The organism is Kitasatospora sp. NPDC048194 (genome assembly GCF_043202455.1).
Lineage (GTDB): Bacteria > Actinomycetota > Actinomycetes > Streptomycetales > Streptomycetaceae > Kitasatospora.
Genome location: NZ_JBIDAK010000048.1, coordinates 22,595 through 44,810, shown reverse-complemented (window position 1 = coordinate 44,810; position 22,216 = coordinate 22,595). Strand labels below are relative to the sequence as shown.

The following is a 22,216-nucleotide window of genomic DNA, read 5'->3' as shown; positions in this document are numbered from 1 at the left end:
CCCGCGCGGAACTCCGCGTCGTACGAGCGCCTCTTCCCCGCCATGACCCTCAACTTCCCCTCTGGTCACGACTCCACGCTACGAGGGGAATGTCACCATCAGCCTCCCCCTCGGCCGGGCGCAGCGCTCCGAACTCGCCCCGCTGCTGCACCCCGCGAGCGGCGACCTGGCCGAGCTGCCCGGCACCGTGGGCGGCCTGCCCGGCAGCCCACCGGTCGCCTACCTGCCCGCGAAACCCGAGGTCGTCGTCGAGATCGAGACCGATGAACGGGCCGAGTTCTCGCGCTATCGCCACCGGCCGAAGATCAAGCGCGTACGCGGCGACCTCTCCCCCGAGCACCTGCTCAAATAGCCCAAGCCACGGCGACCCCGAAGGCTGCCCCATGCTTCTCATTGCTGAACCCAGCGGCCGCCCACCGAGCTGGATGACCGTCGGCGCAGTGCGCGCCGCGCTTACTGGAAGCGCCGCAGGAGTTGGTGGATACCCAGCGAGAGATCGGCGTACTGAACGTCGCCGCCGAAGTCGTCGCTCCACATGAGCGGCTGCTTGGGGGCGAGGTCGATCAGCAGGGTGAAGACGACGCGGAAAGGGAAGTCGATCGGGTCTTGGTCAGCGAAGGAGAAGAACTTGCGGTCGTCGAAGTAGTCGAACTCGCGGAGCTCGTCGCGGTATGGGACGGACAGCGTGTAGACGTTGAGGCGGGGGAAGGGGCCTGCGAGGCGGGCGTGGGGCCAGTGGCTGTGCAGGACGTGGTCGAGCTGTTCGGGGGTGAAGTCCCAGGAGCCGCCGTGTTCCTGGTCCGGCATGATGAGGTACTTGCCGCTCACGGGCTTCCTCTCGGGTTGCGGCAGGGTGTTCCTGCCGTCCGGCTGGTGTGCGGTTACTTCTCGACTCGGGTGCGCCCCGGTACCTTCTCGGCCGCCATGATCGCATCGAAGTACGCGGCGGCTTTATCGTCGTTGGTGATGATTTCGACGTGGTTGAGAGGCTTGTTGCGGGGGTCCTTGAAAGCCGAGGCGTACTTGGCGTTCTCCCACGTCTGATCGGCGAGGGCGTTCTCGTAGATCATGGGGAAGACGTTGTCGACGTTGTCGAGACGGAAAGGCGACTTGCAGTTGGCCTTCTGTCCGACGTACTTGCTCTCGATGGCGGCACCATCCTGGGGACGGATGCCATCAGCGTTGATGGTCGCCTCGGTGCCGGGGATCTTCGGGTTGTCGAGGGTGGTGTACATGTTGTACTCGCGGCTGCCTGCCACCTTGATCTGGTAGGCGCGGCGGGCGGCCTCATTGGGGTTAGTCGCGTTGGCGGGGTCGTTCGCCTTCGCGGAGCGCTTGGGGTCGGTGGCTGCCTCGGCATCGGCCATCCACTGCTTCACCTTCTGCTGGTCCGCCGGGGACAGGTCCTTGAAGCCGGAGTTCGGCAGGGGCGGAAGCGGCGGAAGGTGATCGGTGACGCTGTTCGGGACCGGGGGCTTGCCGGCTGCTGCCGCATCGCCCGCGCCGGCCAGCACCAGTGCGGTTCCGGCCGCTGCAGCTGTCAGGGCCGTACCCACGGGGATGAGACTAGCCTCGGCCGCTTCGACGATCGCCGCGGCCTCCGCAAGGACCGCGAGTTCGGCGCTGCCCTCGACCGCGGCGGTCATGGCGACCGCCGCCGCGCTCGCTTCTGCGGCGATGGCGGCCTCGCCGCCGGCAGCCGCCGCATCCGAGGCTCCGAGTGTGAAGACGGTCAGAACCAGTCCGGCACCCGCGACGATCCCGGCGCCGACCGCTAAGTCTTCTAGCGTGTCGCGCAGGTCCTCGATCTGCTGGGCGTAGGACTCACACGCCACACCGAGCTTGTAGGCCGCGTTCGTGATGCTGTTCAGCAGCGGTCCCGTCGTCGCGCAGCCGTCGTGGACCTTCGCCCAGTTCTGCGCGAAGGACGTGACCGCACTGGATTCGCTGGTGGCGGTGACGCGCTGGACCCGTATGTCGCCCGCGGTGCCGAGTTTGCTCGCCAGCTCCGCCAGGTGCTTCCAGTCCTTGGCCGCCTGGCGCAGTCGCGTCACATCGCCCTGGGGCCAGAACTTGGCGAGGAAGTCGTGCACGGCCCCGCTGTCCGCGTGGCCCGCCGCAGACTGGATCTTCGCCTTGACGGGCTCCTGATCGCACTGAGGGTCGGTGGCGGCAGGAAGCTTCTGCGGGGACATCATCGTGGCGGCGACGTCGCTGTCGCTCTGCAGGTAGTTGATGGCCATGGTGTAGAGACCGTTCGCAGTACCGCCGAGCTGGGCGACAACCTGCGCCATCGCGTCGGCCAGCTTCTGCGCGGCGGGATCGTACTTCGCGGCGAACTTCTTGCCGGCGTCGCCGTCCCCGGCCATCCCAGCGGCGGCGTCCAAGGAGCCAATGAGGCCCCGGTAGATCTGCGCCGCCGAAGTCTGCAGATCAGAGAAGCCAGCAGAGGCCAACAGCATGTCGGCCGGTTTGACATGAAAGCCGGTCATCAGCCACCCCCCACGCGCGTGTAAAACCCCACGGTAGCAATCGTGCTCGCACGGAATCTGCGCCCGGCGTGGAGACCGCTGTACTCCCCCCGTTGGCGTGCGCATACGCCTCGCTAGAGACTGCGTAGGACGGCGACGGCCTTGCCGAGGATGGTGGCGTTGTCGCCGTTGATCGGCTCGTAGGCCGGGTTGTGGGGCATCAGCCAGGTCTGGCCGTGCTCGCGCTTGAGGCGCTTGACGGTGGCCTCGCCGTCGATCATTGCGGCGACGATGTCTCCGTTCTCGGCGACCGGCTGGCGGCGCACGACGACGGTGTCTCCGTCGGTGATGGCCGCCTCGACCATGGAGTCGCCGCGCACCGTGAGCGCGAACAGCTCGCCGTCGCCGACCAGCTGGCGCGGCAGGGGGAAGACGTCTTCGATGGTTTGCTCGGCAAGAATCGGGCCGCCGGCGGCGATCCGGCCCACCAGGGGAACGGGGACGGCTCCGGAGGCGGTGGCGTAGGCCGGTGTGGTGGGGGCTTGGGGTTCGTCGGCGGTGACGCGGTAGGCGCGGGGGCGCTGGGGGTCCTGGTAGAGGATGCCCTTGCGGGCGAGGGTCTTGACCTGGTGGGCGACCGAGGAGGTGCTGGACAGGCCGACGGCCTGGCCGATCTCGCGCATGGACGGCGGGTAGCCCCGGCGCTGGACGGAGTCGCGGATGACCTCGATTACGTGGCGCTGGCGGTCGGTGAGAGGGCCGGCGTCGGCGGCGGCGGGGCCCTTGGGGCGGCCGACGGCGTTGCGCGGTGTGCTGGTGTCGGCCATGGTGCCCTTCCGGTGGTTCGGGTGGTCACCGTATCCCGCGCGCGGCGGGCCGGTCACCGGGGTTGTGCCGCTGACCGGGACGGATGCGGACCGGGGCGGATGCGGACCGGGGCGGTGGGTCGGAGGTCACCGGAAGTCCCTGCTGCGGGTGCCGGGGGCGAGGGTGAGCGGGGTGAGGCGGGTTGCGACGAGGTTGATCGCGCCGTCGCGGCGTTCGGCGGTGCCGTGGACGAGCAGGCCGGCGTTGCCGAGGGCGATGCGGCGCTGTCGCTCCCAGACGTGGGGCTGGCAGATGATGTTGACCAGGCCGGTCTCGTCCTCGAGGGAGATGAACAGGACGCCGCCGGCCGTGGGCGGGCGCTGGCGGTGGGTAACCAGGCCGCCGACGGCGACCATCGTCCCGGGGGTGGCACCGTGCTTGAAGTCGGCGCACGTCATGGCTCCGCAACGCACGAGGTGGGGGCGGGCGTGCTGGACGGGGTGGGTGGTGGCGGAGGCGCCGGTGGCCCACAGGTCGGCGATGGTCTCCTCGATGGCGGTCATCTCCGGCAGGCCGGCCGGTGCGGTGAGCGCGGGGGCGGTGCCGGGCAGCATGGCGTCGCTCGTGCGGGCGAGCAGCCCGGCGGACCACAGGGCCTGGCGGCGGGTCACGCCGAGGCTGGCGAACGCCCCTGCGGTGGCGAGGGCCTCGAGGACGGGTGCGGGCAGGGCGGTGCGGCGCGCGAAGTCCTCCAGGTCGCGGTAGGGCTGATGGGAGGCGATCGTCTCGGCCTGGTCGGGGCCGAGGCCGCGCACCGCGGCGAGCCCCAGTCGGATCGCCGGCCGGGCCGCCGCCTCCCCGCTGCGTCCGGGGCAGGGTTCGAGGGTGGGCTGGGGGCTGCTGTGGTTGACGTCGGCGGGCAGCACGGTGACGCCGTGGCGTTTGGCGTCGGCGATCAGGGTGAGCGGGGAGTAGAAGCCCATCGGCTGGTTGGCCAGCAGGGCGCAGGTGAACGCCTCCGGGTAGTGGTGCTTGAGCCAGGCGGACGCGTACACCAGCAGGGCAAAGCTAGCGGCGTGAGATCGGGGAAACCGTAGCTGGAGAACGCGTCGATCTTGGCGTAGACGTCCTCGGCGACCTCTGTCGGGATGCCGCGTTCGGCCATCCCGGCGAGCAGGCGCTCGCGCAGCTCGGCGACCCGCTGGTGGGAGCGCTTGGAGCCCATGGCTTGGCGGAGTTTGTCGGCTTCGGTGGGGGTGAAGCCAGCGCAGTCGATGGCCAGTTGCATCATCTGTTCCTGGAACAGCGGGTCTCCTGGCCGTACTCGCGCCGCAGAGCAGCGCTCGAGGCGCTGTTCGCCGAGCGGCAGCTGAGCGGATCGCTGGCGCTGTGCCCGTCGACAACCGATCCGGACGAGGCCCGGGAATGGCTGAACTGGACGGCCGCTGGGCTCGAGGGCCTGTGCTTCAAGCGCTTGGGCGAGCCCTACCTCCCCGGCCGCAGGGCATGGCGCAAGTACAAGGTGCGCGAAACCACCGAGGCGTTGGTCGGCGCCATCACCGGCACGGTGGCTTCGCCGACCACCCTGCTGCCGGGCCGCTACGACCAGCGCGGGCACCTGCACTACACCGGTCACACCACCGTCCTACGCCCGGGTATCGCCCGTGAGGTCGCCGGGCACCTGTCGGCGGGCCGCCGGCCGCATCCCTGGCAAGGGCGCACCTTCACCGCCGGCTGGGGAAGCCGGGAGACGCTCGAGGTCGTCCTGGTCCAGCCCGACATCGTGCTGGAGATCGCCGCCGACGTCGCCCGCGACGCGGCCGGCAGATGGCGCCACCCCGTGCGGGCGCACCGCATCCGCACCGACGTAGGCGTCGAGGACGTTCCGCTGCTCGGCGAACGGGAACAGGACGCGGGCACGCTGTAGCGCGCCAAGGCCTGGTGCTGGCTGGCGCCGCCCTCGGGTCCGGCACGGCCGCACGTCTGTCGGCCCAACACCGCGTGCGTGCCGGTGGCTGCGCCGCGAGGCTGGCCGTGATCCGCCCTTCGCGCCGGCGACGGGCACGCGCGGTGGAGGGAGTTCGTGATGGCCCGACCGATGTGGACCGGGGTGCTTACGTTTGGCCTGGTCAGCGTGCCGGTCGCCTTGTACACCGCGACCCAGTCCCATGACGTCCACTTCCACCAGCTGCAGCGCGGCACCTCCGACCGGGTCCGAAACAAGCGCGTCAACGAGCGCACCGGCCAGGAGGTCGAGTACGCGGACATCGTCAAGGGCTACGAGGTCACCGAGGGCGAGTACGTCATCGTCGAGCCGGACGAACTGGACCAGATCTCCCCCGGTCGCTCGCGCACCATCGACATCGCCGGCTTCGTCAACCTCGCCGACGTCGACCCGATCTTCTTCGACAAGACCTACTACCTCGGACCCCGCGGCAAGGAGTACCAGAAGGTCTATGCCTTGTTGGTCGAGGCCTTGGAGCACTCGGGCAAGGCCGGGCTGGCCATGTTCGCGATGCGCGGCAAGGAGTACCTGACCGCTGTCCGCTCCGAAGGCGGCATCTTGGAGCTACACACGATGCACTTCGCCGACGAGGTCCGCGACCCACGCCGCGAGGTCGGCGATCTGCCGGAGAAGGTCAAGTTGTCCGCGCAGGAGGTCAAGACCGCCGAGCAGCTCATCGGCATGCTCGCCATCGAGTGGAAGCCCGACGAGTGGCACGACACCTACGAGGAACAGGTCAAGAAGCTCGTCGAGGACAAGCTCGCCGGCCGTGAGATCGCCGTGTCCGCCGGCCCCGCCCCCGAGGCCACCAACGTCATCGACCTGATGGACGTCCTGCGCCGTAGCCTCGAAACCGCCCGCAAAGGCGAACCGCCCCAGGAGCCCGGGAAGTCACGCGCAGAGCGTCCCCAGACCTCCCGCGCCAGCCACTCGCCCAAGCCGACCGGTGGCAAGAAGAGCACCACTGTCAAGCCCCAGACGACGACGAAGACGACCAAGCGCGCGAGTGCCACCGGCAAACAGCAGTTGTCCCAGCTCACCAAGGTCGAGCTCTACAAGCGGGCCACCGACCTCGACATCCCGCACCGCTCCACCATGACCCGCGACGAACTCCAACACGCCCTCGAACACGTCGGCCGACCACGACGCAAGGCGTCCTGATGCGGCGCGACGCGAGGCCCCTGGGGGAGTGCGACCGACGGTCTGCCTGCGAGGCTGTCCCCCGGCTCCCGGGACACGGCATGGGCGGCCAGGCTGTGTACGGTCCTGACCGCCCGACAGCCTCACCATGCGGTGCCCGGACCGTGGGGGTGTCCGTGCCGGGCGACGTTGGGGCAGGTGCAGCCGCGCGCCCTGGTCGGAGCGCTCGGCCGGTGCAACGAGCAGGCAGCGGGTTGGGCGACGGGCGTCAGCACGCTGTGATGGAGCTGGCCTGAGGGACGGCATGGACGGTGGGCGCTGACGCCCGCAAGGCCGCCGAACGGATGGGCACTGTGCTGGTGCCGGCATGGTGGCCAAGGAGCCGGTCGCGTTCAGCGTCTGGCCAACCAGGCGGTGACGCCGCTGGTGCCGGCCGTGACAGCCGTGATCAGCCATACCGGGAGTCGCTGAATGGTCAAGTGAAGTCCACCGAAGCGCAGTTCGAACTGCGGCCGGTTCGGGTTCTGAGACATGCCGAGGACGGTAGCCCCCGCTCACCGAACGTGTCAGGGGCCAGAGAGGTGCAAACCCGACGGATCATCGCCTGTTTTACGACACTCGGGACAACCGCCGCTCCGATGCTCTGCTGCGCGCCACGTCAGAGCACGGGCAGGGAGATTTCCCGCCAGCGGCACTGGCCGCGCGGCGGTGCCGGATTCGCTCGACGAGGCCGTTGGAGCACCGTCGACTAGGAAGGGCATGTCGTCGGTGACGACCTCGACAACAGAACCGCCGTCCGGTAGATGGCCGCCCCGGCGCACCGGGGCAGTGGCGGGGGCTACGTCGGGCTGGTGCGCAGATCCGCATGGACGGTCTTGCCGAACGGCTCCAGTCTGGGGCGCGCTACACGGCCACGGCGAGGAGGCCATGGACGGCGAGCTCGCGGGTGCCTCACGCACTACGAACAGGCCTGACCGCGAGAAGGCTATTACTGCCCCGGACCGCAGCGACCCGGAACCCCCGAGGTGTAAACGCCGTTTACACCGGCTGTGCCTGGGGCCACTCCCCCGGCACCCCGCCCCGCCGAAGGCAGAAGCCGACCCGACTGCCGGTCCTGGCCCCCGTACAACGCAGACGGCCCGGGCACCGTGAGGGTGCCCGGGCAGCCAGGTCGACGCGCTGACCGGTCAACTGTCGGCAGCATGCTCCGGCGCGTACTCCGCGACCCGGTCCAGCACCAGGCTGGCAACAATCCGCAACTCGTCGGGCAGCAGGAACCGGCAGAGCCAGTCCGCCACGCTGTCCAGGTCACGCCAGTTCGGCGCGACCAGACCGCCCGGCGCAGACGGTGTCCGGCGCTCCTGCCGGATCAGGTCCGCCGACGGCCCCGAGGAATCCGATCCGGAGTGCTCGGACGTCTTGGGACCGGTGTCCCCCTGGTCCTGCAGCTCCAGGGAGTAAACGCCGTTTACACCAGAGGGCTGTTCGTCCTGCGAGCTTCCCCCCAGCGCCTGACCTCTAAGAGGCGTGTAAACGCCGTTTACACCGGCACCGGCAGCGGCGTTCCCGGGGGCAGGAGTCGCCGCTGCACGCGCGACCGGCTCCACCTCCGCCGGACGGTTCCCGCGCCGGACCGTCCGAGTCGCCTTCGCCCCCTGCTTCGCAGCGGCCGCCTGCTTCGCAGCCTCGGCCCGCTCGAGCTGCTCAGCGGGGGTGATCTTCCCCGACCGCGCTTCGGCACCGATCCTGCGCGCGTCCTCAATGGCCAGCTCTCCTGCTCCCGCCTGCTCCTGAAGCTCGGGGGAGAGGTGAAGCAACGCCAGACGCTGTCCCACCCAGGCGCGCGACTTGCCCAGCGCCCGCGCGACGGCAGCCTGGTTGCCCTCGTAGACCGTCTCCAGCAGCTGCTCGATCGCCTGCGCCTCCTCGAACGGCGACACATCCTCACGGTGGGCGTTGGCGACCAGAGCCGCCTCAACCATGTCCGAGGCACGTGAGACCAGGTCGTCGTTGAGGTCCACGCGCAGGGTCTTCAGCCCTGCTTGTTGCGCGGCCAGCAGACGACGGTTGCCGTCGAGAGCGACGAAGTCCGCCTCGCCGATCGCGTCCGCCTGGTCCGGGTGCGCATCGAGGAAGGCGCCCCGGCTCACCACGGTGACGGGAACGACCTGTCGGCGCGTCAGGCTCTCGGCAAGCTCGTCGATGGACTCGCTGTCGACGGTCTTCCGCGGGTTGAGCGGATTGAAGACGATCGAGGACACCGGCGCCGACGACGCACGCCGCACCCGGCCGGTGGCGTCCAGCGCCTCGCTGCGCGCCCGCACCTCGTCTCCACGCGATGTGCCCTGCGCCAGCGCCCCGAAGGACCCGCCGCCGCCCTGCAGCTTCTTGGCGATGCTCACGACAGCCTCCGTCGGATCTCACGCATGCGCTGCGCCTGGATGGATGTGGGTGCGTACATGAGGAGCGGCTGCTTGAGGTGCACGGCCTCGCGCTGTTCTTTAAGGTCGGGGACGACGGAGACGACGGGTGGTGTGCCGAGGGACTGCCAGTTGTCGAGGGAGTGGGTGGCGACGTAGCCCTTGCGCTTGTCGAACTTGTTGACGACGAGCCCGAGGCGGTCGATGTCGACCTCGTAGTCGAGGCTGACCGTGCGGATCTGACTGTCGAGCATCGCGTAGGCGTCTGCGGAGGAGTCCTCGGCCTCCACCGGGATCAGAACGCCAGAGACGCCGGCGGGCTCGTTCTTGCGGCGGTGTCCGTAGTAGAGGCCGGCGTCCATCGCCAGGCCGAGGTTCGGCGGGGCGTCGATCACGATGACGTCGAAGTGCTCCTCGAGCGGGGCGAGGGCTCGCTGCAGGCTGGTCTCGCGGGGGCCGCGGACCGATCCGAGGCGGGAGTCGAGCAGGAACGCGTCGAAGCTCGAGGGCAGCAGGCTGAGGCGGCCGTCGAAGTGGTCCCGCTCAATTTCCACGACCTGGTCGAGCAGGGAGCCGACCACGCGGTCACGGTCGACCATGTGAGTCACCAGGCTCTCCTCGCCCGGCGGGATCTGCTTGACCCCGAGCTGTGAGGTCAGGTGGCCCTGCGGGTCGTAGTCGACGAGCAGGGTGCGCAGCCCCGGCAGCGCGGGCAGCTTCGATGCGCCCGTGCTGGCGGGGAGGCCGAGCGCTATCGCCTGGCCCGTCCCGGCAGCGATGGTGGTCTTGCCGACGCCGCCCTTCTGGTTGCAGACGACGATCCGCCGGGTGTACTGGGGGATCGCCAGCTCGGAGAGGGACACGTTGTGCGAGTCGATCCACACCCGGATTGCTTGAGCGAGGCCCTGCACGAAGGAGATCCCGCGGTCGGAGCAGTCGTCCTTGAACCCGTCGTAGAGCCCAGTGGGCAGCCACGTGTTCCAGCTGTCCGCACCAGCCGTGTCGACGGTCGGGTTGCCGGTGGCGGGACGGACACGCCACTGCTCGACCGCTTGGGCGACAGCGTCCTGCATGTCGATTCCGAGCTGTGCCGCCCGGGTCTTGAGTTCCTGGCGGAGGGCCACCGGTAGCTTCGACGCCACCTTTTCCCGACCGCCTCCAGGGGTTTGAGACGTCATGGCGTCACCATAGTGGCGTCGAGGCGGTTTAGACACATCACGCGGCGCGCGCCGTCGGTTTTCTCATTCACCGTCGTGTAAACGGCGTTTACACGAGAGCTCCCGTTGTGACGCGGCGCGGCACCTCGCCATAACCGGGTTATGACTCCAACGCCCCGCAGCGGACCTCCGCCGGACGGGCGGCGAGGGTGCGGTAGGGGGTTAGGCCGGCGGTGGCGGCCGCGGCGGCGATGGCGATGTTGTCGGCGGTGTCGAGGGCGTTGCTCAGCAGTCGGGCGCGGGTCGTCTGCTCGGTCATCAGGTGCCTCCAGGGGAGCGGGCTGGTACCGGCCGGGCGGCCGCGCCGCTCACCACGGCGCCCTGCCGCCCGGGCCTGGGTGGCCGGGTGGCGGGGCGCGGTGATGGGCAGCGTCAGCGCCCGGGAGGGCGGTCAATCGAGGCCGACGCGCAGCTCGTCGGCGCGGGCCTGGGCGGCCTGCGCGGCCTGGGGGTTGAGGGCGGCGCCTCGGGCTGCGGCTTCGGTGAGGGTGCGGATGAGGCTCTGGCGGGTGGCCTGGTCCAGGGGCGGCATGGGGCGGCCGTCGCGCCTAGCGGCCCATCGGGCGGCGAGGGGTTCGAGGTCGCGCAGGTCGGCCCGGCGCTGCGCGCCGTCGTCCTGGCCGGCCGGGCCGTGGAGACCGGTGTCGCGCAGGTCCACGGTGATGGTGGCGCAGGCGGGTTCGGTCGGCAGGGGGATGTAGGCCGGCACGGCCCGGCGGGCGGCGAGGTTGCGCAGCAGGGCGGCGGCACCCGGGGCGCCGGTGGGGTTGGCGTTCCACTCCCACGCGGTGATCGTCATGCCGGGCTGGGGGAGGTGCTGGGTGATGGCGGTCAGGACGTCGAAGCGCAGCTGCGGGTCGTCGGGGGTGAGGCGTTCGATGGTGTCGACGATGTCGCCTTCCAGCTGGCCGTGGGCGGGTCCGTAGGGGCGGGTGGCGATCCGGTCGGCGGCGGCGGTGAGGACGACGGTGATCGCCGCGGGGTCGGCGGCGGGGGCGGGGGTGGAGCGGCGCAGGGTGTCGGCGCAGGTGAGGAGCTGGCGGTCGGTGGGGTGGTGGGGGTCGGCGCCGTGGTCGGCGAGGGCCTGGCGGGTGCGGTGGGTGAGGTGGTTCTGGAGGGTGGTGCTGCCGCGGGCGGCGAGGCAGGCCTCGGCGGCGATGGAGGTGTGCAGGGCGCGTTCAAGGAGTCCGGCGATGATGTGCGGGTGCATGGTCGGTGGTTCCTTTCCGGTCCGTCCGGGGTTGAGTGGGTGCCTTGGATGACGCCGCTGGCCCCCGGCGGGAACCGGGAGCCAGCGGTGGTGGGTGGCGGTCAGACCGCGGCCGGAGCCGGGGTCTGCGTTGCGCGCTTGGTGTCGCGCGCGGTGAGGTAGGAGTCGACCCAGGCCTGCGGCTGGTGGCCGAGGGTCTCGGCCTCGTCGAAGGCGAGCTCCGCGAAGTCGCCGGCCTCGAGTTCGCCGTTGATGTCGGCGAGCGCGAGTTCGGTGGTGCGCGGGTCGATCACCTGCAGGACCTGGAGCAGGCGGTGCGCCATCCAGGCGTGCGTTCCGGCACTGGCGTGGGCGGCGGTGGCGGCACGGTCCTGGCCGCCGACGACGTCGTACAGGTCCTGGGCGGAGATGAGGACCTGGCGGAGGAGGTCCTCTGTCATGGCGGGTGCCGCGTCGTTGTCGGCCGGCAGCGGCAGGTCGACGTCCGTACCGGTCGCGCCGCTGATCGAGGTGGCCCAGTCGGCGGCAAGCGCGGCCCGGCTCGGAGCCTCCTGGTAAATCGGACGGACGGGCATCTGCAGGCCGATGAAGTCGCGGCCGGCCAGGATGTACGGCGCCTCGGGCGAGGCCTGGGTGATCTGCAGGTGGCGGCCGGCCTGCGCCCAGCGGGCCAGGTACTGGGTGTCCAGCATGGAGACGTCGACCGGTTCGGCGGGGTGGTCGAGGTGCTTGGCGAGCAGGGCCCGCCACGGGGCGTGGACGCCGTCCATGGTCGGCACGGCGATCCGCCCGGCGGTGCTGGTCGCGGTCAGCAGGCCGGGTTCGACGGCCAGGTCGACGGTGTCGCGGTGGGTGGAGTGGGCCTGGGCCCAGGCGTGCAGGTAGGCGATGTGCACGGCGCCGACGGTGGTGTTCCACTCGTCCTCGCAGTCGCGCAGCCGGCGGCGGGCGACGGCGAGGGTGTGGCGGTCGGTGGCGACGGCGTGCAGGTGGGTGCCGTCGTTGGCGAAGTGGACGCCGGCCAGGATCGGCGTGCTGCCGGCCGGGTCGGCCATGTGCGGCATGACCTGGGTCAGGGCCTCGGCGAGCTGGTGGGCGGCGATGGTGGTGGCCACGGGCGTGGGTGTCCTTCCGGGTCGGGGTTCAGGTGGCGGGTTGCAGGGGGCGGCGGGCGATGACGCGCATGCCGTCGATGCGATGGGCCTGGCGGGACAGGCGCGCGGCGAGCGCGGCCAGGTGGTCGGCGTCCTCGGGCCGCACGCCGTAGATGAGGCGGGCGGCGTAGTGGCGGGCGGCGTCGGCGAGCTGGGAGGCGTCCAGGGCGTGGGCCTGGAATTCGCGGTCGATCTCCGGGTCCGGGTCGCGGGCCTGGAGTCCGTGACGGGCGGCTTCGTTCAAGGCGGGCTCCTCACGGGGCGGGTGGCGGTCGGCGGGCGGCACACGGGCCCGGGCACCGGATCGCCGGTGCCCGGGACCGCTGCCGGGCTCAGTCGAGCGCGCGCACCGGCGCCGGGAAGACCTCAGGCAGCGGAGGCAGGAACGGGCACTGGTCGGCGTGGTCGCTAACCTGCTGGCGCACCGCGTAGACGTACATGGCGCCGGCCTGGCCGAGGCCGTGGCGGCAGCCGGTGCAGTACCACCAGGCTTTGGTCTCGTCGTGGCAGTGGGTGCCGATGGGCCAGGGCTGGTCACCGATCAGCTCGACCTGGGCGCCGCCCTGGGTGAGCTGGCGCATCCAGACGTGGCCGGGGCCGCCGCCGGTCGGCGCGTCGCCGATGTGGACCTGGCCGTGGTCGAGGCGGATCCGGCCGTGGTCGGCGGCCTGCTCCAGAAGGGCCATCAGGCGGTCGTGGCTGCCGAGGACCTGGCCGCTGGGGACCAGGCGCGTGATCGCGTACAGCTCGCCGACGCTGGTACGCCGCCGGCCGCAGGCCTCCAGCTGGCCGAGCGCGGCCAGAAGGACCGTGTAGGCGTCGTCGCGGCGCAGCAAATTGTCGAAGGGGTCGGGGGTGAGGTCGGTGAGGAGCTTGGCGATGGTGTCGGCGGCGGCCAGGGCTCGGGTGTCGTTGATGTGCATGGTCGGGTCGGTGCCTTCCGAAGAAGAGGGGACAGGGGCTGGGTGCGGCGCCACCCGCGGCCCGGTGGTCGGGCGGCGGGTGGCGGAGAGGGTCTGTCGGTTCGGTCAGCTGGCGGTGCGGGGGCCGGGCGGCAGAGCGCGGGGGGTGGTGCTGATCGTGGTGGCGAGGAGCTGGACGACGTTGTCGGACAGGCCGGAGAGCGTGGCGGGGATGAGCAGGTCGCGGGCGGCGGTGCGCTCGGCGAGCTGGACGACGGAGGCCAGGACGTGGCCGGTGTCCTCGCGGCGGCCGGCGACGACGGCGTAGGTTCCGACGAGCGTGGCGGCGTCGTTGACGGCGGGTCCGCCGAGGCAGCCGAAGGGGACGGTGATGTCGATGCTGCCGGTGTCGTCGGTGAGGACGAGCTGGCGGGGCTTGTAGCCGCTCATCTCGGTGATGACGCCGTCCACGGTGACCAGGGCGAGGTCGGGAGCGGCGGTGAGGCGGGGCAGGTTGTCGGTCATATCGATCGGTCTCCTTGCTGGGCTGGGTCTGCGGGGTCGGGGTGACCGGGCAGCCGCGCCGGTCCCGGCAGTGCCGGCCGCTTGATGCGGCCGGGTCCGGAACCGGCGTCGACGGTCCGCTCACAGCGCGGGTCAGGCCGCGGCGGCGGGACGAGGCAAACGCTCGCGCCTGGACGCCGGGATCGGCCGTCGCTGGGTGCGGGCAGGGAAAGGGCCCCCTGCTCCGGGGTGAAGCAGGAGGCCCGGGTGAAGGGCGTCAGGCCGTGGCGTCAGGCCGATTCGATGACTCCGTCGGCGCGGCTGGCCTTGCCCGTCTTCCGCTTGCCCCACCAGGTCTTCGCGTCCCAGCCGGTGGCGTAGGCCAGGAGCATGTAGGACACCGACGTGCCGATGGCGAGGATCACTTGGGCCCATCCCCACGCGGTGGCGTGGAGGCCGACGCCGAAGGCGACTCCCCCGGCGATGGCGCTGACCACCGTGGTGACGAAGCAGGCGATCTGCAAGGTCTCTTCGGAGTGGTCGATGGCGGAGATGGTGCGGACGCCGTGGTGGATGGTGTAACGGAGGTGGAGGCCCAGCACGGTCAGCTGGACGGCCCACACGGCCAGGAGGATAGCGGCGACGCCGGACAGGGCGACGAAGTGGTGCATCAGGTTCCCTTCGTGAGTGGTGCGGGTGATTTCGGCAGTGGCGAGGTGCTCGGTCCCGGGAGTTGGTGACTTTCGACCGGTCCGGGTGACGGCCGGCCACAGTGCTGACCCGGTGGTGCGGGCGAGGCGGGAGGACAGCCTGGGAGGCCGGGAGGTGCAGCCGGGTCCGGTAATCAGCGGGCGTGGACCGGCTCGAGGTACGCGGGCGAGGCGCTGGTGATGCGGTCGACGAAGCGGAAACCCTCGGCGAGCAGCTGGTCGGCGGTGGGCAGGTGGCGGTGCTGTTCGGCCAGGACGTGGTCCGGCACGACGCGGGACCTTCCCGTGTTCTGACGCCTGCACTGGTCAAGCGACACGTCGAACAGGACCGCGGCGGCGGGACGCTGCCAGTAGCGAGCGCGGGCGAGCAGGTGGGCTCGCACGTGAGGGAGGAGCCCGGTCGAGTCCACGATCGCGGTGAGGCCACGGGAGAGGCGGGCGTCCAGGAGCAGGTCCTGGATCTGGGCGGCGACTGGGGTGGCGGACTGGTCGGCCTCGCTGTCGGTAGCCATGGCACGGTAGGAGTCGAGGTTGAGCCGCCAGCTGGCGGGCCAACGGCGCTGCGCGAAGGTGGACTTGCCGGCACCGCTGAGGCCGACAAGGACAACAGCGGTGCCAGGTTCGTAGGTGAGGTTCACGGGTCTCCTCGGGTCGGGCGGGGATTCGGGTGGTGGCCGGGCGGCCTGCCCCTGTCCCCGGCCCGCGCCGCCCGCCGGGCTGGGTGCCGGGCGGGCGGTGCGGGCCGGGGGCGAGGCCGGGCGGCCGGTCAGCTGGTGGGGCGCGGCATCGCACGGCAGTGCTGGGCGTGGTCCTGAGCCCAGGTACGCAGGCGGCGCGGGATGCCGAGAAGGGCAAGGTCGGCGGCTTTGCGCTGGGTGCAGGTGTCGAAGTTGTCGGTGGGTCCGTAGGGGTCGGCGCAGCCGGTGCCGGTGCAGGACGCGCGGAGGGTGATTTCGAACGTGGGGTGGCCGTCCAGGGCGTCCCAGGACCGGGTGCAGCTGCCGGTTTCGCAGCGGCCGCTGATGGTGGTGTCGGTGGTGATGTCGACGGTGGCGTGGCCGGCGGTGAGGTAGCGGGCGAGGACGTCGTCGGGCCAGGTGGTCTGGGCGGTGGTCATCGTGGTCCTTACGGGGCTGTTTAGAAGGGAGGTTCGTCGCTGTAGAAGCGGGCCGGGGTGGGGCGCCAGGGCAGGCGCCAGGACGAGAAGGCGGTCATGCAGTCGCAGTGCTCCCAGCCGTCCTCGCGGTACCAGCCGCGGTGGTCCTGGCAGTCGGTGCAGCCGGGCTTGGGGTGGTGCTCGATGAACAAGTCGTACGGGCCGGCCATGACCTCCCAGCGGCCGATCCGCAGACGGCGGGGCAGCCTGGCCAGTCGGGCGCGCAGCCGGCGGGTGAGGGAGCGGCGGGCCGCGGCGGGCGGCGTGTGCGAGGCGGCGGCGCGCTCGCGCAGGAGCGTGAGGGACGCTTCGAGGGCGGGCGGCATCGCGGGGTCGGAGCCGAGCAGGTTCAGGGTGGCGGCGTAGACGAGATCGGCCTGGGTCATGCGCGTTCTCCTCGGCGAGGTGGCGGTGTCGGCCGGGCGGCCGGTCCCTGTCCCCGGAGCGCGCGCCGCCCACGCGGCTGGGTGCCGGGCGGGCGGTGCGGGCCGGGGGCGAGGCCGGTCGACCGGACGTCAGCTGACGAGGGCGAGGACCAGGACGGCGAGCAGCACGGGCACGGTCAGGGCGACGGAGCGCGGGATGTTGATGCAGCGCTTGAGGCGGTCGATCTCGTCGCTGAGTTCCTCGCATTCGACGAGGAGGCGGCCGTGGGAACGGGTGCCGGCGGGGACGTTGGCCAGGGTCTTGCTGCGCTCGTGGTGGGTCTGGCGCAGGGCGGCGATCCGGGCGTCACGCTCTATGGCGAACACGGGCGGTACTTCCTTTCGGGAACGGGTCGGTGGGTGGTTCGCGGTGCGGAAGGATGAGGGTGGGCCGGGGACGAGACCGGCCTGCCGGGCACGTGGTGCCCGAACCGGCTCCGGGATGGTTCGTTCATCCCGGAGCCGTCTGGTGTGGTTCGCGGTTCGGGCGGTGAACCGGTTCGCGGTTCGCGAAGAGCGGTTCGTGGTTCGCCGAACCCGGTTCGCGGTTCGCGGTCAGGCACCGACGCGGTTCGCGAACTTCTCGCGGGCGTCCGCGAGGCGGTGGTGCGCGGTGGTCTTCTTCATGCCGGTGGCCTTCATGACGAACTCGAGGTCGACCGTGTCGTAGCCATGGGTCTCGATCAGTTCGAGAACCTGCTGAACCTGCTCGGCCGCGGCCTGCTGCGCGGCGCTGCGCCGGTTCGAACCGGCCTGCGCCGAAGCGGGTTGTGCCTGCTCGGCGGCGGTTCGCGGCTCGGGGTCCGCCGGGGCCGGTTCACCGGTCGGCGCGGTTCGGTTCGCGGCTTCCAGTTCGCGGCGCCCGCCCGGTTCGCCGGTTCGCGCCGCGGGCAGGGCGTGGTTCGCCGAACCGCCAGGCCGGTTCGCGGGGTGGTTCGGCGAACCGGCGCGGGTGAGGCGAACCGCGAACTGCGGGATGGCGGCCGGGTTCGCCGAACCAGTCAGGGCGACGGCGAGGCTGGAGTTCGGGACGCGGGGCAGTGCGCGAACCGGGACCCAGTCGCCGACGCCGATCATGGCAGCGACGAACCGGCGAACCGCACCGAGGCCGGTTCGGCGAACCAGTTCGCGGTGGTTCGCCGCCGCCGTCCAGGCGAGCTCGACCGTGGACAGCGACTCGTCCGTGATCGCCAGCGACCACGCGGTGAAGGAGTGCGCGGGGTAGCGGATCCAGCGGATCGCGCCAATGGTCGGCCTCGACTTGGCGACCTTGCCGTCCGCACGGAGCTTCTGGCGGTGGATCAGCCGGGCGTAGAGCTCCCACAGCACCATGCCGGTGATGCTCATCACCGCGAAGCTCACGGCCTTCGGAGTGACGTTCCAGTAGCTGATCTGGTCGACCATCTTCATGGCGACCGGGTCCCACTTCTGGCCGGTGACGACCCCGGAGGCGTGCCAGTAGTTCATGACGGCCGCGCCGGTGGCGAACACCCAGGTCGCGACCCGGTAGAGGGTGCCGGCGTCGCCGCTCTGGCGGGCCTGGTGGTACATCCACGCGACGAACGCCGTACTCAGCTCCCAGGCCGCGGCGAACAGGATGGTGAACGGGGCGATCCAGCCGAGGATGTCGTGGGCGAATCCTGCCTGCCCGGTCCATGCGACGGCCATCGGCGCGGTGATCGGTACGATCGCCAGCAGCCGCCGCGAGTTCGCCTTCACCAGCGCCTTCAGCCGGCTGGTGAGAGTGGTCTTCCCGGCCCGCTCGGCGGCCTTCGCCTCGCGCTTCAGCCGGCGGCGCTCCAGCTTCCGGGCCGTGCGGCTGGTGGCCTGCTGCAAGGTCCGCTGTGCGGAGAAGTGAGCGAGGTCGGCCCGGTCCTTGGCCTCCTGCGCCTTGGCCTCCAGCTCCCGCGCGCTCTCCAGCGCCTTGGCGGCCTCGGCCTTCTCGGCGGCCGCCGCCTTCTGCGCCTCCCGGCGGATCCGACCGGCCTCCTGCTCGGCCTCGCCCCGCAGCCGCGCCGCCTCAGCGACGGCCTGGGCGCGCTGCTGCTGCGCCTCCTTCCCGGCCTGGGCGCGCACCTGGTCGGCCTCAGCCGCCGCCCTGGCCCGCACCTCCCGGGCCGCGTCGGTGGCCTGGTCGACCTCCCGGTCCGCTTCCTCCCGCAGCCGGCGCACCTCGCCGCGCACCCGGTCGGCATCGGACTGCGCGCCGCGGCGCAGCTCCTCCACCTGCTCGCGGGCCTCGGCGAGCAGCCCCTCGGCCCGGGTGCGGGCGTCGGCGAGCACGGTATCGGCCTGTGAGGTGGCGTCCTCGCGGACCTTGGCCGCGTGCCGCTGCGCCTGGGCGCGTAGCTCGGTGGCGTCACGCTGCGCCTGGGCCCGGATCCGCTCGGCCGCTTCCTCGCCGGCGCGGGTGAGGGCGCCGGCCTTCTCCTCGGCGTCGGCGAGCAGCTGCTCGGCCTGGGCGCCGCGGTGCCGGGCCTGTTCGGCCGCCTCGCTGCGCACCTTCTGGGCCTGCTCTTCGGCGGCCTGGGTGAGGGCGGCCGCGGCCTGTTCGGTGTCGGCGAGCAGGGTGGTGGTCTGCGCCTGCGCGTCGGCGAGGATCGCCTGGGCGCGCTGCTCGGCCTCCCCGAGCAGCTTGGCGGCCTGCTCCTCAGCAGTGGCGGTGATGCCGGCCGCCAGCAGGCGGGCCTGCTCCTCGGCGTCGGTGATGATCCGTTCGGCGTCCTGCTCGGCCTGGGCGCGGACGGCGGCGGCGCGCTGCTCGCCCTCGGCCAGCAGCGCCGCGGCCCGCTGGGTGGCCTCCTCCAGCAGCCGGTCATTGTCCGCGTGGGCGTCGGCGTCGGCTTCGTCGCGCTGTTCCCGGGCGTACTGGAGGATCAGGTCGGCCTGGTCGTTGGCCATGTCGAGGATCTGCCGGACCGCCAGGTCGGCCCGCTGCGTGACCGTCTCGGCCTCGGCGGCGGCGTCCGCGCGCAGCTGCTCGGCCTCGGCCGCCCACTGCTCGGCGGTCGCCAGGTCGCGGCCGGCGGTGGCGGCGGCACACTCGAGGACGGCGAGCGCCTGGTCCTCGGCGAGGGCCAGGACGTCGGCGGCGCGGTCGGCGGCGTCGGCGAGGACCGGGTCGGCGGCGGGCCGTGCCGCGACGGGTTCGGGGAGGGCGGGCTCGTCGGTCCGAGGCGCCTCGGGAGGGCTCGGCGCGGTCGTCTCCGGGGTGGCGGCCGGGGCGCGGCGGCGGGGTGCCGGCTTGGGCGGCGGGGCCTTGCGTGAGCGCCGGTTGGTGGTCTTGGTCGGGCTCATCGGTGGTGGTTCTCCTTCGATGGTCGGTCACTGTCGGTGAAGCCGATAGGGCGTGGCGGTGGCTCCTGGCACCGGCTGCGGCGCGGTGCGAGGCGGGGGTGGAGAGGTCGGGCGAAGCTGCGGGGCGGCGCGGTGGAGTCCGCCGGGTTCCCGGCGCGGCAGGCCTGTAGCGGGCCGGCCGCGCCGGGGTGCTTTCGGCGGGGTGACGGGGCGTTTTGCGGCTGTAGGCGGGGTGGGCTCTACGGGCTCTACGGCGCTACGTGCCTGGTCACAGCGCTCTACGGGCTCTACAGCGGCTCTACCGGGGCTCTATGGACCGGATCGGGCGCAGGGCTGGTAGAGCCGTTGTAGAGGGCTTGTAGCGGGTGTGGCTATGCGTCCTCGTCGTCTTCTTCGTCGTCTTCTTCGTCGTCGTCGGCGCCGGTGAGGGCGTCGGTGAAGTCGGAGAGGTAGTAGCCCATGCGGTTCTTCGCGCCGTTCTCGGTCATGGCGCGGGCCTGACGCGCTGTAACCCCGTAGGGGGCGAGCAGCGCGTCCAGGTCGGCCTTGGTGAACTCCCCGTACACCTCCGGGTTGGCCTCGGCGAGGCGCTTCAGGAGCGGGTGGACGTGGATGGTCGGCTCGTCGTTCATCGCGTCGATCACGTCGAGGATCGACGCGGTCGGCGCGGCTCCGGCCAACCCGGCGGTCGGGGCCGGGGTGGGGCGGCGGGCGCCGAGGGAGGCGAGCAGTGCGGGCCAGTCGAGGCCGGCCAGGGCGGCGCTGGCGGTCAGGTCCGGCAGGCCGGCCTGGGCGCGCAGGGTGCCGCGGCGGGTGGCTTCGTCGTCGGTCAGGTGGCGGAACTTCCAGGGCATCGGGCGGTTGCGCTGGCCGGGCAGGCCCTGGATGTAGACGGTGCCGGCGTCGGCGGGGTCGGTGTGGGTGCCGGGCTTGAGCCGGTCGGCCCGGTAGCCCTCGCGCAGGGCGCCCTGGCCGAACAGGCCGGTGACGTCGATGCCCCGGCAGCAGCCGGCCATCTTCAGCGACATCTTCGGCGCGATGGCGGAGCCGAGGTCCTCCTTGGTGCCGAACTGGGAGGCGCCGATGATCCACACGCCTTCCTTGCGGCCGATGCGCAGCAGCCGCAGCAGCTTCGCCTTGGCCTTGACGGGCAGGTCGTGCCACTCGTCGACGAAGACGATGACGGCCGGGTGCTCCGGGGAGGGCCGCCAGGTCTTGCCGTAGCCGAGGGACTTGCGCAGCTTGGTACGGGCGTGGCACAGCTTGTCGAGCCAGTCGAGGGCCTTGAGGACGTGCTTGTCGTCGCTGGCGGCGAGCTGGATGGCGTCGCCGAGTGCTTCGACGCCTTCGCCGCGCGGGTCGATGGACAGCACGACGGCGTCCCGGCAGGAGGTGGCCCAGTCGGCGAGGGCGAGCATGATCGAGGACTTGCCGCCGCCGGAGTCGGCGACCAGGAAGCCCATCACCCCGGCAAGGGGGAAGGAGAGCTCCGTGCCGTCGAGGCCCTGCCCGAAGGAGCCCGCCTGCATGATCGAGTTCGACAGTGCGGTGTTCTCGGCGAGCGGCCCCATGTCGGTGAAGCCCGGCTTGGTCTGCAGCCGGACGGTGGCGGTGTCGCTCGCGTCCGGCCAGCACTCCACGGCCAGGCCGTTGCGGGGCAGCTTGAGCAGGGTGCGGATCGCGGCCGAGCTGCGGTCAGTGTCGATGTCGGCCGGATCGCCGGAGGCGACCGTCACCGTCATCGACCAGCCGACCGACGTACGGACGGTGCCGGTGATCGACGCGACGTCGATCTGCTGCGCCACCAGCGCGCGGCGCAGGCACTGCCCGGCCTGCTCGGCGTCCTGGGCCTCGGCGATCGGGAACGGCTTCGCGTCCTGCTCGGCGACCTCCGCCGTGGCAACGCTGTCCGCGCTGTCCGTCGTCACCATGCCGGTGGGCGGGTCAAGTTCGGGCAGCAGCAGCTCGGCGGGGACCGGGCGGTGGGTCAGGCGCGGCGGGTGGGCGGCGGTCCACCAGGCAAGTCCCGTCGCGGCGAGCAGGGCGAGCAGCCCAGCCGGCGGGGCGTTCACCGCCCCGGCCGCCGCGCCGCCGGCCGCGCCGATCAGCGCGCCGCCCCGGCGCAACCGGCCGAAGGAGCGGGCGCGGGCGATCTGACGCTCGGTCGGCTGCACGGGGCGGAAGTCGGCCTTGCGCATGTCCTTGAGGGACTTCTCCAGACGGCGCGCGGCCTCGCGGCCGAGGATGAGCTGCTGGCGCTGCGTCTGGGTGAGTCCGCCGTCACTGGCTTCCTCCTCCAGGCGCACGATCTTCTTGTGCTCCTTGCCGAGCGCGGCCTCCACCTCGCCACGGCGTTCGGTGTAGGCCTCGAGCTGAGCGGCGACCAGGCGGCGGCGGATCTCGTCGCCGGACTGGTCGGCGGTGGAGGCCCAGTGGGCCAGCCACTGCCCGATCAGCCGGGCGCCCTCGCCGGTGCGCCTGGTGGTGCCGACCGCGAAGGCGGCGATCGGGTTCGGCTTGGCCTCGGCTTCCCCGCTGTCGGCATCGTCCTTACCGGCGGTTGCGGTGGTCTCCGGAGCGGTGTCGGCGGCGGGCCCGGGGGTCTTGGTCAGCTGGACGGGAGCGGTGGTCGGCGGGTCGGCGTCGGCGAGCGCCGTGCCGGGGTGGGTCTCGGTGGTCAACGGGGCCTCCAGGCTCCACGGGGCGGGGTTGGGTTGGGTGGTCCGGTCTGGGGTGGACGCCCCGGCGCCCGTTCGCCCAGTGGTTCGGGCGGGCGGGTCCGGGGCGCCCATCACGGG

General features: G+C 71.9%; 24 protein-coding genes. 3 read left to right on the top strand and 21 right to left on the bottom strand.

Annotation, left to right across the window (positions count from 1 at the left end; all coding sequences use genetic code 11):
* The first annotated feature begins 187 nt into the window (after nt 1-187).
* Complete coding sequence (locus ACGF07_RS33770) at nt 188-352, top strand: hypothetical protein (RefSeq protein WP_392905163.1); 165 nt, start codon at nt 188-190, stop codon at nt 350-352.
* Nucleotides 353-453: 101 nt separating this feature from the next.
* Here the strand turns inward: ACGF07_RS33770 and ACGF07_RS33765 are convergent, their stop codons facing one another.
* The 5 genes from ACGF07_RS33765 to ACGF07_RS33745 all read right to left on the bottom strand — a co-directional run bounded on the left by ACGF07_RS33765 (nt 454) and on the right by ACGF07_RS33745 (nt 4,566).
* A complete protein-coding gene (locus ACGF07_RS33765; protein ID WP_362563880.1) occupies nt 454-828 on the bottom strand; it encodes a hypothetical protein in 375 nt (124 codons plus the stop codon).
* A gap of 53 nt (nt 829-881) precedes the next feature.
* Complete coding sequence (locus ACGF07_RS33760) at nt 882-2,492, bottom strand: restriction endonuclease fold toxin-2 domain-containing protein (protein WP_392905162.1); 1,611 nt, start codon at nt 2,490-2,492, stop codon at nt 882-884.
* Between the two features lie 113 nt (nt 2,493-2,605).
* The gene (lexA, locus tag ACGF07_RS33755) at nt 2,606-3,298 is read right to left on the bottom strand and encodes a transcriptional repressor LexA (protein ID WP_392905161.1); all 693 of its coding nucleotides are present in this window, start codon (nt 3,296-3,298) and stop codon (nt 2,606-2,608) included.
* A 126-nt stretch (nt 3,299-3,424) separates the two neighbouring features.
* On the bottom strand, nt 3,425-4,333 hold the full coding sequence (locus ACGF07_RS33750; RefSeq protein WP_392905160.1) for an OB-fold nucleic acid binding domain-containing protein: 909 nt from the start codon (nt 4,331-4,333) through the stop codon (nt 3,425-3,427).
* Complete coding sequence (locus tag ACGF07_RS33745; RefSeq protein ID WP_392905158.1) at nt 4,234-4,566, bottom strand: hypothetical protein; 333 nt, start codon at nt 4,564-4,566, stop codon at nt 4,234-4,236. The genes ACGF07_RS33750 and ACGF07_RS33745 overlap by 100 nt, the downstream gene beginning before the upstream one ends.
* Here ACGF07_RS33745 and ACGF07_RS33740 point away from each other — a divergent pair.
* Nucleotides 4,507-5,205 carry a hypothetical protein gene (locus ACGF07_RS33740; protein WP_392905156.1) on the top strand — a complete coding sequence of 233 codons (699 nt, stop codon included), beginning with the start codon at nt 4,507-4,509 and terminating at the stop codon, nt 5,203-5,205. The two genes, ACGF07_RS33745 and ACGF07_RS33740, sit on opposite strands and share 60 nt — an antisense overlap.
* Before the next feature lie 159 nt (nt 5,206-5,364).
* Nucleotides 5,365-6,444, top strand: coding sequence for a Ku protein (locus ACGF07_RS33735; protein ID WP_392905154.1), 1,080 nt, complete (start codon nt 5,365-5,367; stop codon nt 6,442-6,444).
* 371 nt (nt 6,445-6,815) lie between these two features.
* On the opposite strand, the gene ACGF07_RS33730 is transcribed toward ACGF07_RS33735, so the two are convergent.
* The 16 genes from ACGF07_RS33730 to ACGF07_RS33655 all read right to left on the bottom strand — a co-directional run bounded on the left by ACGF07_RS33730 (nt 6,816) and on the right by ACGF07_RS33655 (nt 22,099).
* A complete protein-coding gene (locus tag ACGF07_RS33730) occupies nt 6,816-6,956 on the bottom strand; it encodes a hypothetical protein (RefSeq protein WP_362563752.1) in 141 nt (46 codons plus the stop codon).
* A 654-nt stretch (nt 6,957-7,610) separates the two neighbouring features.
* A complete protein-coding gene (locus ACGF07_RS33725; RefSeq protein ID WP_362563682.1) occupies nt 7,611-8,825 on the bottom strand; it encodes a ParB/RepB/Spo0J family partition protein in 1,215 nt (404 codons plus the stop codon).
* Nucleotides 8,822-10,021, bottom strand: coding sequence for a ParA family protein (locus tag ACGF07_RS33720; protein WP_392905150.1), 1,200 nt, complete (start codon nt 10,019-10,021; stop codon nt 8,822-8,824). The genes ACGF07_RS33725 and ACGF07_RS33720 overlap by 4 nt, the downstream gene beginning before the upstream one ends.
* A 139-nt stretch (nt 10,022-10,160) precedes the next feature.
* Entirely contained in the window at nt 10,161-10,319 is a 159-nt protein-coding gene (locus ACGF07_RS33715; protein ID WP_392905147.1) for a hypothetical protein, read from the bottom strand.
* Nucleotides 10,320-10,451: 132 nt separating this feature from the next.
* On the bottom strand, nt 10,452-11,270 hold the full coding sequence (locus ACGF07_RS33710; RefSeq protein WP_392905144.1) for a hypothetical protein: 819 nt from the start codon (nt 11,268-11,270) through the stop codon (nt 10,452-10,454).
* Nucleotides 11,271-11,371: 101 nt separating this feature from the next.
* On the bottom strand, nt 11,372-12,385 hold the full coding sequence (locus ACGF07_RS33705; protein ID WP_392905142.1) for a hypothetical protein: 1,014 nt from the start codon (nt 12,383-12,385) through the stop codon (nt 11,372-11,374).
* Nucleotides 12,386-12,413: 28 nt separating this feature from the next.
* Complete coding sequence (locus ACGF07_RS33700; RefSeq protein ID WP_392905140.1) at nt 12,414-12,668, bottom strand: hypothetical protein; 255 nt, start codon at nt 12,666-12,668, stop codon at nt 12,414-12,416.
* Nucleotides 12,669-12,756: 88 nt separating this feature from the next.
* A complete protein-coding gene (locus tag ACGF07_RS33695) occupies nt 12,757-13,347 on the bottom strand; it encodes a hypothetical protein (protein ID WP_392905138.1) in 591 nt (196 codons plus the stop codon).
* A 105-nt stretch (nt 13,348-13,452) separates the two neighbouring features.
* Nucleotides 13,453-13,851, bottom strand: coding sequence for a hypothetical protein (locus ACGF07_RS33690; protein WP_392905136.1), 399 nt, complete (start codon nt 13,849-13,851; stop codon nt 13,453-13,455).
* A gap of 269 nt (nt 13,852-14,120) precedes the next feature.
* A complete protein-coding gene (locus ACGF07_RS33685; protein WP_392905133.1) occupies nt 14,121-14,501 on the bottom strand; it encodes a hypothetical protein in 381 nt (126 codons plus the stop codon).
* Between the two features lie 173 nt (nt 14,502-14,674).
* Nucleotides 14,675-15,178 carry an AAA family ATPase gene (locus tag ACGF07_RS33680; protein ID WP_392905131.1) on the bottom strand — a complete coding sequence of 168 codons (504 nt, stop codon included), beginning with the start codon at nt 15,176-15,178 and terminating at the stop codon, nt 14,675-14,677.
* Between the two features lie 128 nt (nt 15,179-15,306).
* On the bottom strand, nt 15,307-15,657 hold the full coding sequence (locus ACGF07_RS33675; protein ID WP_392905129.1) for a hypothetical protein: 351 nt from the start codon (nt 15,655-15,657) through the stop codon (nt 15,307-15,309).
* A 20-nt stretch (nt 15,658-15,677) separates the two neighbouring features.
* Nucleotides 15,678-16,082, bottom strand: coding sequence for a hypothetical protein (locus ACGF07_RS33670; protein ID WP_392905126.1), 405 nt, complete (start codon nt 16,080-16,082; stop codon nt 15,678-15,680).
* Between the two features lie 129 nt (nt 16,083-16,211).
* Complete coding sequence (locus ACGF07_RS33665; protein ID WP_392905123.1) at nt 16,212-16,448, bottom strand: hypothetical protein; 237 nt, start codon at nt 16,446-16,448, stop codon at nt 16,212-16,214.
* Nucleotides 16,449-16,676: 228 nt separating this feature from the next.
* Nucleotides 16,677-19,418 (bottom strand): hypothetical protein, encoded by a 2,742-nt coding sequence (locus ACGF07_RS33660; RefSeq protein WP_392905122.1) that lies wholly within the window; start codon nt 19,416-19,418, stop codon nt 16,677-16,679.
* Nucleotides 19,419-19,789: 371 nt separating this feature from the next.
* A complete protein-coding gene (locus tag ACGF07_RS33655; RefSeq protein WP_392905120.1) occupies nt 19,790-22,099 on the bottom strand; it encodes a hypothetical protein in 2,310 nt (769 codons plus the stop codon).
* Nucleotides 22,100-22,216 lie beyond the last annotated feature (117 nt).

Excerpts from the sequence above, each read along its gene's own strand:
- ACGF07_RS33745 (WP_392905158.1), bottom strand. The coding sequence starts at position 4,566 with ATGCAACTGGCCATCGACTGCGCTGGCTTCACCCCCACCGAAGCCGAC.
- ACGF07_RS33715 (WP_392905147.1), bottom strand. The coding sequence starts at position 10,319 with ATGACCGAGCAGACGACCCGCGCCCGACTGCTGAGCAACGCCCTCGAC.
- ACGF07_RS33660 (WP_392905122.1), bottom strand. The coding sequence starts at position 19,418 with ATGAGCCCGACCAAGACCACCAACCGGCGCTCACGCAAGGCCCCGCCG.
- ACGF07_RS33720 (WP_392905150.1), bottom strand. The coding sequence starts at position 10,021 with ATGACGTCTCAAACCCCTGGAGGCGGTCGGGAAAAGGTGGCGTCGAAG.
- ACGF07_RS33710 (WP_392905144.1), bottom strand. The coding sequence starts at position 11,270 with ATGCACCCGCACATCATCGCCGGACTCCTTGAACGCGCCCTGCACACC.
- lexA (WP_392905161.1), bottom strand. The coding sequence starts at position 3,298 with ATGGCCGACACCAGCACACCGCGCAACGCCGTCGGCCGCCCCAAGGGC.
- ACGF07_RS33730 (WP_362563752.1), bottom strand. The coding sequence starts at position 6,956 with ATGTCTCAGAACCCGAACCGGCCGCAGTTCGAACTGCGCTTCGGTGGA.
- ACGF07_RS33685 (WP_392905133.1), bottom strand. The coding sequence starts at position 14,501 with ATGCACCACTTCGTCGCCCTGTCCGGCGTCGCCGCTATCCTCCTGGCC.
- ACGF07_RS33670 (WP_392905126.1), bottom strand. The coding sequence starts at position 16,082 with ATGACCCAGGCCGATCTCGTCTACGCCGCCACCCTGAACCTGCTCGGC.
- ACGF07_RS33675 (WP_392905129.1), bottom strand. The coding sequence starts at position 15,657 with ATGACCACCGCCCAGACCACCTGGCCCGACGACGTCCTCGCCCGCTAC.
- ACGF07_RS33735 (WP_392905154.1), top strand. The coding sequence starts at position 5,365 with ATGGCCCGACCGATGTGGACCGGGGTGCTTACGTTTGGCCTGGTCAGC.
- ACGF07_RS33760 (WP_392905162.1), bottom strand. The coding sequence starts at position 2,492 with ATGACCGGCTTTCATGTCAAACCGGCCGACATGCTGTTGGCCTCTGCT.
- ACGF07_RS33695 (WP_392905138.1), bottom strand. The coding sequence starts at position 13,347 with ATGCACATCAACGACACCCGAGCCCTGGCCGCCGCCGACACCATCGCC.
- ACGF07_RS33690 (WP_392905136.1), bottom strand. The coding sequence starts at position 13,851 with ATGACCGACAACCTGCCCCGCCTCACCGCCGCTCCCGACCTCGCCCTG.